A 10,741-nucleotide genomic window follows, 5' to 3' on the forward strand; every position below is an offset into this window, starting at 1 on the left:
ACTGCCACCCCGGCCCGCCTGAGCCGTGGTCACCCGCAGCCCATCAGCAAATTCCACCACGTTGACGGACGTGACCCCGTCGAACCATACCAGCGCGAGGTCACTGCGACTTTGCCTCCCGCTCCTGATGTTGCTTCGGCCATGGTAGGCAGCGGGTTGGCCAGATGTCGAAGCACCGGCGGCTAGTACGAGCAGGCCGCCCATCCGCAAAGCCGCGCGGTGCGCCTGGGCAGGAGCCATGCCGAAGCTGAAAAGACCCCATACTCGAGCTTGATCGTCCTGGCTCGAAGCGCGGAACGCCACTGGACGAGAGGCGATCTCGGCCGCCGTGGTGGGGCCAGGGCTTGCCAGGAAGGCGACTGCGAGACCAGCGACCATACGCAGCCACCTACGACGTAGGCCCGGCCCGGAGAGGTGTCGGCGCATGATGCTTGCTCCTGTGACCAAGAGGGGGCGATCAGCGGGCCTCGGCCAGTTGAACCGCTGCGGGTTGGCGGGGTGCGACTCTGTCCGCGGTGTCGACGGCCAGTGAACGGGCGAGGTCCCGGTAGACTTCAGACAAGCTCAGGGCGCGTCCATCGCGGACGAAGATGGACCGGTTCGCCCTGGCGGCCGTGCCCACTACGGCGCCAGCGGGCTGGCTTGGCGCACGTGCCAACTCGGCAAGAAAGCGCCGGGCCCCGGCCGGTCCCAGCAGGTGTACGAGGTAGAGGTCGGTCCCACTGGCCTTCCGTCCGAGCGTCTGCTCCAGCGCCCCGCGCCAGCCCTCCAGGCGCTCCGCGGCCAGCGCCGACGCAAGATGCGGGTTGTCGCGCAGGCGCAGCACCTCGGTGACAAGGCGGCGGTTGGCCGGCAAGCTGCCGCGAGGAACCGACGCGAGGACAGCCGCATGATGCGCCAGCCCATGCTGGGAGCCGTAGTCGCGCACCACCTCAATCCAGGTTGCACTGGTGAACTGCATCAGCCCGCGGGCCGAAGAACTGCGGCTGTACGCGCCGGCCTGGAAGCCGCTCTCACGCCGAGCAATGGCGAAGAGCAGCCCCGCATCGGCACCGGTTGCTGTCTCGGCCCGTTGCAGGGCTGCGAACACCACGGGAGCAGGTTCCGCACCGGAAACCTTAACGGCAGGCTCGGTCCGCCTTGCTGCTACGGTCGGTGCTCTGTGCCGAGGCGCCGGCGCTTTGATATGCCGATGCGTGGACTGATTCGACGCGGTGCGGGCCTGGGCCCGTTGACCAGCCTCAGCTTGTTGGGCCGTCCCGATCAGCCCAAGAGGGGCAAACAGCAGAGCCAGCATGAGGCTGAGGCGACGGCAACGTTCCAGCCTGGGCACAAGGCTGGGGCACGCACCGGCGGCGCCGGCACGGGGGCTGATGTCGATCATAGGTTCGTCCGGGGCTGGCGAGCCGTGGCGTCCCTGGGACGCTCCCGGCGGCGCTGGGCCGCTTGCTCGCTCGGAAGGCGGTTACCGTGTCTGTCGGAGGACCGACGGGCCCGGTGGGGAAGTGCGCTCCGACTTGCCTGGAACGCGGTGGTGGTCCGCTAGGTCTTTGTGACGCCGATTGCTTGGCTCATCTTGGCTTCCGCTCCCGTCTTGTGCCGGTGTTTTGCCAAGGCGCCCTGCGGCACTCCAATCGGAAGCACCCCTACCCCCGATCGGCAGCACCGCACGATGCGTGTCCGTTCACACTCCTGGCCGGAACGGAAGTCTCATAAATAAATGTTAAGTAAGAATGTTTTGCGCCTGGGCATACCCATCCAGCTGTAATGCGCCACTAAAAGGAGGAAGTAACCTCTCGACTACGTGATACTCGCTGCGCTTGCCATCTAAACCATTTGTAGAATTGCTGAACCTCACGTTATCCCGTCGGAGCTTTCTAGTTCTTGGGCAGAATGGGTGCCGATGGGTGCAGTACCTTCAAGAAAGCGCGCGAAACGGCGAAAGGCGGTGCTCCGTGGATCGGTCGCACGCCAAATCAGGCCAATGGTGCGGCCGACGGTTCCACCTTCGATCTCACGGTGACGGACGAGGCCGTCGAGGTCAGCTCGCTCTCGTGTGGCCAGCAGCGGCAACAGCGTGAAGCCCTCACCGGCAGCAACCATGTGGCGCAGCATCTCCAGGCTGCTGGCTAAACGCGAGCCTCGCCCGGCTCCGGTGGCACCGCACAGAGCCAAAGCCTGATCGCGTAGGCAATGCCCCTCCTCCAACAACAGGAGGCCTTCGCCCGCCAGGTCGGCGGCTATAAGCGTCGACTGCGCGGCCAGCGGGTGCTCGGCCGGAAAGGCGGCGAGGAACGGCTCGAAGAACAACGGGGCGGTAGTCACGCCATCAGTGCCAACGGGCAGAGCCAGCAGGACAGCATCCAAGTTGCCGGCCTGCAAAGCGTCGAGCAATGCGGCCGTGCGCCCTTCCTCCAGCCTTAACTCAAGCTGGGGGAAGGCACTCCTCACCTCCCGAAGCAGACCCGGCAAGTAGTACGGGCCGAGGGTGGCGATGGCGCCCAGCCGCAGTGGGCCGTCAAGCGGCCCGGAACGGCGTTGCGCTGCCTCTAGCAACGCCCGGGCGCCGTCGAGAAGGTCACGCGCTTGCCGGAGCAGCGGCTCGCCCTCGGGGGTGACCGCAATGCGGCGCGAAGTGCGCTCAAACAGCGCGACCCCGAGCAGACCCTCGAGCTTTCGCACCTGCTCGCTCAGGCCGGCCTGGCTGACGCCGCAGCGCTCGGCGGCACGCCCAAAATGGCGAAGCTCGTCGACGGCGACGGCGTATTCAAGGTCGCGCAGCGACAGACCGGCAAGGGACAGCGAGGGCATGGCATCTCTGGTATCAGCACGGATTGCCAGAACGTGGTCGATTTATAGTGAATGAAAGAGCATGCATCCGTCTTCAGCGCTCAATCTATACTGCTGACTTGCTCTGTGCGGGGCTTACCGCAAGTGATATAGTACGGGTGAATGGCTGAGCTGGTGATTTTTGACGTTGTGCTGACCCGGGGGGTCGCTTCGGCTTCACGGGAGTACACCTTGCTCGACATCACCGTCGTCCCGATTGGCGTCCTCGCCACCGACCTATGATTAACCCTGGGCAAGCGCGAGGCGGCTCGGCAACCGCCTGACCAAGTCATGGTGCAGACGGCGAGATCGACTGGTCGGATGCTACCGTGAGGCTAAGATTGCGGGGCGTCGCTAGCGCCCAGAACCGATTAGACCCACGGTAATTTGCAAATGAATCGCAGTTGCATAAATTTAGGGATAAGTTAACGAAACTCCATCTGCCTGCCATTGGTGACGGAGTAGTTCATGAAATCCATGCAGCACGGATCCGTACTGGTCTTCGGTGTGCTGATGGTGACCGCTCCAATGGCACCCCACCAAGCCACGGCCCAGGACGCGCCTGCTGGCAGCATCACCTTGCCAACGCTCGACGTGCAGTCCCGTGCCGAGAGCGGAACAGGTGCCGTGCCCGGCTATGTGGCACGGCAGAGCACCAGCGGCACCAAGACCGACACCCCAATCCTGGAAACCCCACAAGCGGTCTCCGTCGTGCCCCGCGATCAGCTCGATGCCCAGGCCGTTCAGGACACCCAACAAGCCCTCCGCTATGTTCCGGGTGGCTTGGCTGAACCCTATGGCAGCGACGTCCGCTACGGGTGGAGCACGGTGCGTGGCTATTCTCTGCAGAATGCTCAGTTTCTCGACGGGCTGCGGTTACCATACAATCTCTACGCAGTCCCGCAGGTCGAGCCTTGGGGCCTTGAGCGGCTTGAACTACTGCGTGGACCGGCTTCGGTTCTGTATGGGCAGATCCCGCCCGGTGGGATGCTGAACATGATCAGTCGACGCCCTACGGATGTTCGGACGCGCGAAGTGCAGCTGCAGACGGGGAGCTTCGATCGGCTGCAGGGCGCCTTCGATGTCGGCGGCCCGATCGATGCCGAGGGACGCTACCTGTACCGCTTCAACGGAATGGCCCGCGATTCGGGCACTCAGGTCGATGAGCTGCGGGACCGGCGTCTGTTCCTGGCGCCGAGCTTTACTTGGCGGATCAGCCCCGACACCAGCGTCACCCTGCTGTCCTATTGGCAGCGCGATGATTCTGGAGTCCAGCAGTTCCTGCCGCCCCGCGGAACGCTGCAGTCGAACCCGAACGGTACCATCCCCTTCAACCGCTTCGTCGGAGAGCGGGCAGCGAACAACTTCGACCGCGACCAGTGGGGCGTGGGCTACGCTTTCTCCCACCGCTTCAACGACACATTCGCCGTCCGACAAAACCTCCGCTACTCGCGCATCAACTTCGACATGAACGTCGTCCGTGGCCTTGGCCTGCAGGCAGACCTGCGGACCCTGAACCGCACCGCCGTCGCTATCCGCGACCATGCCGACGCCTTCACCGTCGACAACCAGGGTGAGGCCCGCTTCGCCACCGGGCCGCTGGCCCACACCGTCCTCGCCGGCATCGACTATCGCCGCGGCACCGCCGACCTCGGCTTCGGCCGCGCGGCCGCACCTACGATCGACATCTTCAATCCAGTCTATGGACGCCCCTTCGCCCTGCCCACCAGCTACAACACGACCAACACCTTCACGACGCAAAACCAGGTTGGAGCCTATGTGCAGGATCAGATCCGCCTTGGCGGCTGGGTGTTGACGCTTAGCGGCCGGCACGATTGGGTCGATACTGATACCGAGAACCGTCTGACGAACCGGAATATCGCTCAGAGCGACCGCGCCGCCTCGGGCCGCGTCGGGCTGAACTACCTGTTTGAGTCGGGCTTCGCGCCCTATGTGGCTTGGTCGCAGTCCTTCCAGCCGCAGGTCGGCATAAGCGCGGCCGGCTTGCCGTTCCGTCCGACGCGTGGCGAGCAATGGGAGGTCGGGTTGCGCTATCAGCCACCGGGGGTCAACGCCCTCGTGAGCGTTGCCGCCTTTGATTCGACGCTCAGCAACGTCCTGACGACAGACCCCTCCAACAGCTTGTTCCAAATCCAGACCGGCGAGGCCCGGGTCCGTGGTGTTGAGGTCGAGGGGCGCGCGACCCTCGCCCTCGGATTGAACGCCATTGCCAGCTACACCTACACGGACAGCGAGGTGACGCGGAGCACGATCGCCAACACCCTTGGCAAGCGTCTTACCCTGACACCGGAGCATAGCGCTGCCCTCTGGCTCGACTACACCCTCCCCGAGGGCCGTCTCGCCGGCCTTGGGCTCGCCGGAGGTGCCCGCTACTATACGGGTGTCTACGGCGATGCTCCGAACCTGTTCCAAACCCCGACCAACACCCTGTTCGATGCCGCCATCCGATATGACCTGGGCCGACTGGCCCGGGGCCTGGATGGGCTGCGCGTCGCCGTGAACGCGTCCAACCTTGGCGACAAGAGAGTGGTGACCTGCGCCAGCTCCACCGACTGCTTCTTTGGGGCGCGGCGCACGGTGCTGGCAACGCTCAGCTATCGGTGGTGAATCCAGCATGACGCGGCCCGCGGATTTGATCGGCCGCATCCTGGCGGCCGCACTTGGTGGGTACGCCTTGGCCTACGCCAGCACTGGTGCTCTCGCCCTGCTGCTGCCGGTGCCGCGTGCCGATGCCGTCTACATCTCAGCCACGCTCGCATTCTTGCCCTATCTCGCGGCCATACTCTGGGCCTTCGGTGCGCGCTCGGCGAGCCGTGCCTGGACCGGGTTGTTGGTGGCCACCGCACCCTGCGCGGCCATCCTCCTCCTGGGCTGGCCGACATCATGAAAGGCAGCTTCACCCGATCGATGGCATGGTTGCACACTTGGTGTGGCCTGCTGTTCGGCTGGCTGCTTTTCGCCATCTTCCTTACCGGCACACTCGCCATCTTCGAGCATGAAATCAGCGCCTGGATGCGTCCGGAACTGCGTCAGGCAGGAGTGGCATCGCGGGAGGTGGCTCTCGCCAGGGCCGAAGGCCTGCTCCTTCACATGGCGCCGCGCGCAGCGAGTTGGCGTATTACTCTGCCGGCAGCGGATGACACGGAGCCGGTCATGCTGCGATGGCGCGAGGCGGGAGCCTTTGCCACGCGCTACATGGATCCGGCAAGCGGCGAGGTCATCCCAGTCCGCGATACCGAAGGCGGCGAGTTTTTCGTCGACTTCCACGCCAATCTGATGGCCGGCAATACCGGCCTCTGGATCGTCGCCGGGCTGGGGATGGCCATGCTCGCGGCTTTGGTCAGCGGCATCGTCATCCACAAGCGCATCTTCCGCGACTTCTTCACCTTCCGGCCCGGCATGCGGGCGCAGCGGGTCTGGATGGACGGGCATACTCTGGCCTCCGTGCTCGCGTTGCCCTTCCATCTGATGATCACCTACACCGGACTGGCGATGTCCTTCACCGTCTACATGCCGGTCGGCATCACCATGTTCTTCGACGGCTCTGCGGGGGCCTTGCGTGCTCAGGTGGTGACCCAGTTCGAGCGCCCGGCGGCACGCCAACCGACGGAGATGCTGCCCCTAGCCCAGTTCCTGGCACCAGCGGAGGCAATCCTTGGCCGGGACAGCGCGGAGACCGTTGTCGTGCGGAATCCGGGCGACACCCAGGCGGTGGTGGAGATCTTCCGCCGGTTCGATGACCGGATCGCTGCGGTCGCGGATCACGTGGCCTTCGACGGCATGACCGGAGCGTCGCTTGGCAGCCAGACTACTTGGAACCGCTCGGTGCTGGCCTGGCGGGTGATGGTAGGGCTGCATATGGCGCAGTTTGGGGGTGATGTGCTGCGCTGGCTCTACTTTCTATCTGGCTTGGTCAGTACCGCGATGATCGGCACCGGGCTCATACTCTTCACCGTCAAGCGTCGGGTTGTGCATGCCACGGAGGTTTCGCGCTTCGACCACGCGGTAGAGCGGGTGAATGTCGCCGCCGTGGCAGGCGTCCTCATCGCGTGTATTGCCTATTTTTGGCTCAATCGCCTGCTGCCGGTTGGGCTGGAGGAGCGTGCCGCCTGGGAAATGGGCCTGCTGCTGCCAGTCTGGCTGGCGACGTTGCTGCACGCGATGCGCCGCCCACCGGCACGGGCCTGGGCTGAGCAGATCAGCGTAGCGGCCGTTCTCAGTTGCATGCTTCCCATTATCGATCTGTTGACCGGCGGCTCACCGCTGGTAAGCGCAGGACTTGGTGTCAGCGCCACGGCCTTCGCCTGCGGCCTTGCCTCCGGTCTCCTTGCTTGGCGCATGACGCTCCGCGGCCGGAGTGGTGGAGACATCGGTACGCCGGTGAGCAGGCCGCTTGGCCGGTATCGATGATCCTGGCAGGCTTGTCCGGGACGTTAGCCGGCTTGGCGGCGCTCTGCTTCGCCATGGATCGACATTATAGGCAGCTTCGCAACCGGATGCCTCAACGTACCGTGCAGGCGGTGTTGCGGATCGCTGGCATTGCTTCGCTCGTCCTCGCGTCGGTCGCTTGTGGAGCCGAATGGGGATGGGCCATGGGCCTTGTCGCCTGGTTCGGCATGGCGACCGTCAGCGGATTGGTCGTAGCGCTCCTGCTACCCTGGGCGCCTTGGGGAGTGGCGTTGCTCGGACTTCTCAGTACATGTGCGGCAATATGGCATGTTGTTGCCGCGGCGATCACCTAATCTCGTGGTCGCCGCATGCACTCGACGCGCACGGTGCACGCCGGTGCTGCTCGGGCATTCATCGTTGGAAGCCGGTTCACCCCAGTAGCACGCGTCAGGCGGATCGGATTACGAGACGACATTCACTCCAAGAGGCGTCATGCGCGGTCCTCAACGGTGGCTCTGGCTGTGGTGCGGCTATTTGAGCCTTGCGCTGGCGGCTGTCGGCGCCGTCCTGCCCTTGATGCCGACGACCGTCTTCCTGCTGTCGGCCGCCTGGTGCTTCGGCCGTGCCTCACCGGCCTTACGGGCGAGGCTGCTGGCCAATCCGCGCTACGGGCCGACGCTGCGAGACTGGCAGGACCATGGCTGCATCAGCCGCCGCGCGAAGAAGGCGGCCGTATTCGGCATGGCCCTGAGCTGGCTGGTGGTGGCGGTGGCCTTCCGCAACCTAGTCGCATCCGCCATCGCCGCGGCCTGCCTGGTCATGGTGGGATCGTTCATCGTCACCCGGCCCTCGCGGCCGGGCTGACGTCAGGACCGAGGCTGGGGGTCGTGTCCACCAGCGAGCTGGTGAAAAGCAGTCTCAGCCCCGCGCAATGGCCGGGTCGCCGCGGGTCAGCCGGCGGCCGGGGTGGCCACGCAGTCATTGCCGCGCGATGTGAAGCCGACAACCCGCCCGGCGCGCAGTTCGAAGGTCACGTCGCAAGCCCGGGTCTCGACCGTCGGCACGAAGGCGCTGCCGTAATAGCCGCCGAAAGCAGGACCGAAGCGCCGTCCAGCGAAGCCGCCATAGCCGAACCCGCCATAGGCCGGTCCGTAGAAGGGAGCGCTGGGATAGCTGACCAGGCGCCGGTCCTCGTATTGCAGGAAGCGCCTGCCCTCAGTGTCGTAGGTCTGCTTTGGCACACCGCGGGCTGCCACGAGATCGGCTTCGGAGCGCCCGACGAGGGAGGCCATGCGGGCATGAAAGGCTTCAGGTGTGGCGCGGGCGCAGCCAGTCAGGATGCTCAGCGCCAGTCCCAGAGCGACAAGCGGGCGACAGGGTGACCGGTAGGGCATGGGCTGCGTCATGTCCTCAACATGGGAGGTCGAAGCGGGGCCACCAGGCTGTCACTCCATTGGGATCAATGTAGACTTATGCCGCGCGGCAAGGCAGTTCGACCGCCACCCCCGGCTGCCGACACTGGCACGCGTAGACCGGCCGCCAGCATGTCAGCCGAGAAGTGCCGAACTGCCAGAAGGGCCGGCCTTACGACCGGTGACGGTAGCCAGTCTGAGAGCACACTCAACGCGCCGACCGCGTCGCCTGCCTGTTGGCTACCGACGAGTTCCAGCATTGCGATTTCGTCAGCACCAAGCGAAGGGCAGCGGCAGCACCGGACCTCAAGCACACGTTGGGCGGATCGGGCGAGGATGGCCATCAGCACATCGAACTCGGCCAAAGACGCGTTGTCTAACCCGGCTAGCCGGAGGACAGGCTGCCAGTCGGGATGCTGACTTTCGGGGTGCATGATGGGTGCGACCCAACATCGGAGAGCGGCAACAACAACGGTCTCGGCTGCTCCAAGGTCGGAGGTGGCACGATCGCCGGGCGCGGGATGATGGTTTGGCGAGCAGGGGTCCATGATCGGGGCTCAATCAGGCCTGCGATCGGAAGCCGGAACTTGCCTTGGCAGGCTGGCCCGCCGTTCCGGGCGAAGTTGGCGCTCGAGTGTCGGCTGCGACACGAGCCGTCGAGGCCGTATCACGCTGCAACGGGGGTGACCGCTGGGAGAAAGCGGTCTGCATGAAATCCACCTTGGCCAGGAACAGGAACGGGGACAGCGGTGCGGAGTGCATTGGAGGACCTCGCAACAATACCCAAAAACCCTGTTGCAATTGCGAGTGATTCGCAAATAGGATTTGTTGGCCTGGAACGCAGTCCATAAGGAGATTGGCATGCGATATCATTCATTGGGCACAGCATGCTTGACGGCCTGCCTCGCCCTGGAGCGATCGCTTCGACAGAGTGCTGGCCGCGCCGAAGGCACGTGCTCGCCCCGCGACATCGAGGGCATCGGCATCTCGCCTTCTCAAGATGAGACCGAGATCTTCTCCTACCATTTGTATCTCCCGAGCCTCGCGGCGCCTCGCAGCGAAGTAGTTGGATGCGAGGCACAATGATGGAGGAACGGGCAGCGATCGTTCCGACGATGGCTGAGGTTAGTTCGTCGGAGATCGCATCGCGCTATGAGGCGGGTGAGACGATCTTCGAGCTGAGACGAGCCACTGGTTACAGCCAGCGACGGGTCCGCACCGCGATTGCGACGTGTGGGGTGCCATTCCGCCGTAAGGGGCGGCGTCTCCACAGAAGCATGACCGCGGAGCGAAAGACGGTCAGATGAGCGGGCGTGGAAGCGCGCCGCAATCAGCGGCCTTTCGCGCCAATCGACCCAGGGCTACCGAATCCAAGCGCCACGCGACGGATCCGATCCCTTATAAGCGACCACTTGATACTATGAGGCTGCCGTCGTGTTGAGGCGCCTCGGTTTGGCGCATAGTTGGTTGGCGGCATCGACACTGATGGCAATGTTGTTGCCGGACCAACAATAATAGAATTCCTCGAGCCAAGGTGCTCACCTGCTCGACGGGATACTTATCGCATGTGTGGATGCCCCCTGCGGGTCATGTGTGAATGCCCCCTGCCCGTCAAGGCACAGGTGCAACGCTGACGCCGTGCGCCTCAACAAGCGCCAAGGCTCTCATGGCTTATGGGTTCCCGAATGGAGCCGGTCCAAGACCTATGGGTGCTGCGGTCAAAGGAGGCTTATGACCTCCCGTTTTCGGCCGCCGGCGGGCTGACTTACTCTGATCCCTGAACGTGGAAGAAATCCAACCATGACACTTCCAGATCGCCTGCGCGCCCTGCTGGCGCAGCCCGGCTTCATCGCTATGCCGGCGGTATGGGATGGCATCAGTGCGAAGCTTGCTGCCGCGGCGGGATTTCAAACCGCCTTCTTGTCCGGCAGCTGCGTTGCCGCCAGCAGGCTGGGTGGACCGGATCTCGACCTGATCTCGTTCGGCGAGATGTTCGACAGCTTCACAATCGTCGTGTTGCATGGGTCAGCCGCTTGGATGCACTGGTTCCTGCTCGTCGTCGGGATTACGCGATGCGGACGTACTCCGGC

10 protein-coding genes are annotated in these 10,741 nt (G+C 64.5%); 6 read left to right on the forward strand and 4 right to left on the reverse strand.

From position 1 onward, the window contains the following. The 3 genes from JMJ56_RS34525 to JMJ56_RS31495 form a co-directional block, all read right to left on the reverse strand. On the reverse strand, positions 1-378 hold a 378-nt coding region (locus JMJ56_RS34525; protein WP_236038984.1), incomplete at its 3' end, for a hypothetical protein. 79 nt (positions 379-457) lie between these two features. Further along, on the reverse strand, positions 458-1,093 hold the full coding sequence (locus tag JMJ56_RS31490) for a transglycosylase SLT domain-containing protein (RefSeq protein WP_202835822.1): 636 nt from the start codon (positions 1,091-1,093) through the stop codon (positions 458-460). 761 nt (positions 1,094-1,854) lie between these two features. Then, positions 1,855-2,811, reverse strand: coding sequence for a LysR substrate-binding domain-containing protein (locus JMJ56_RS31495; RefSeq protein ID WP_202835824.1), 957 nt, complete (start codon positions 2,809-2,811; stop codon positions 1,855-1,857). A gap of 486 nt (positions 2,812-3,297) precedes the next feature. On the opposite strand from JMJ56_RS31495, the gene JMJ56_RS31500 reads away from it, so the two are divergent. From JMJ56_RS31500 to JMJ56_RS31520, 5 genes are all read left to right on the forward strand, one after another. Further along, positions 3,298-5,457: a TonB-dependent siderophore receptor gene (locus JMJ56_RS31500; RefSeq protein WP_202835825.1), complete on the forward strand. Its 2,160-nt coding sequence runs from the start codon at positions 3,298-3,300 to the stop codon at positions 5,455-5,457. A 7-nt stretch (positions 5,458-5,464) separates the two neighbouring features. Further along, on the forward strand, positions 5,465-5,737 hold the full coding sequence (locus JMJ56_RS31505) for a DUF3649 domain-containing protein (protein WP_202835826.1): 273 nt from the start codon (positions 5,465-5,467) through the stop codon (positions 5,735-5,737). Next, positions 5,734-7,260, forward strand: coding sequence for a PepSY-associated TM helix domain-containing protein (locus tag JMJ56_RS31510; protein WP_202835827.1), 1,527 nt, complete (start codon positions 5,734-5,736; stop codon positions 7,258-7,260). The genes JMJ56_RS31505 and JMJ56_RS31510 overlap by 4 nt, the downstream gene beginning before the upstream one ends. Next, positions 7,257-7,592 (forward strand): DUF3325 domain-containing protein, encoded by a 336-nt coding sequence (locus JMJ56_RS35875; protein ID WP_202835828.1) that lies wholly within the window; start codon positions 7,257-7,259, stop codon positions 7,590-7,592. The genes JMJ56_RS31510 and JMJ56_RS35875 overlap by 4 nt, the downstream gene beginning before the upstream one ends. A 139-nt stretch (positions 7,593-7,731) precedes the next feature. After that, complete coding sequence (locus JMJ56_RS31520) at positions 7,732-8,103, forward strand: YbaN family protein (RefSeq protein ID WP_202835829.1); 372 nt, start codon at positions 7,732-7,734, stop codon at positions 8,101-8,103. A gap of 86 nt (positions 8,104-8,189) precedes the next feature. Here JMJ56_RS31520 and JMJ56_RS31525 read toward each other — a convergent pair whose 3' ends face one another. Beyond that, positions 8,190-8,531 (reverse strand): hypothetical protein, encoded by a 342-nt coding sequence (locus JMJ56_RS31525; RefSeq protein WP_202835831.1) that lies wholly within the window; start codon positions 8,529-8,531, stop codon positions 8,190-8,192. A gap of 1,920 nt (positions 8,532-10,451) precedes the next feature. On the opposite strand from JMJ56_RS31525, the gene JMJ56_RS31530 reads away from it, so the two are divergent. Then, positions 10,452-10,741, forward strand: a 290-nt coding sequence (locus tag JMJ56_RS31530; protein ID WP_236038986.1) for an isocitrate lyase/phosphoenolpyruvate mutase family protein, incomplete at its 3' end; no start/stop codon positions are given.

This window comes from Belnapia arida (assembly GCF_016773205.1).
In the GTDB taxonomy this organism is placed as follows: Bacteria; Pseudomonadota; Alphaproteobacteria; order Acetobacterales; family Acetobacteraceae; genus Belnapia; species Belnapia arida.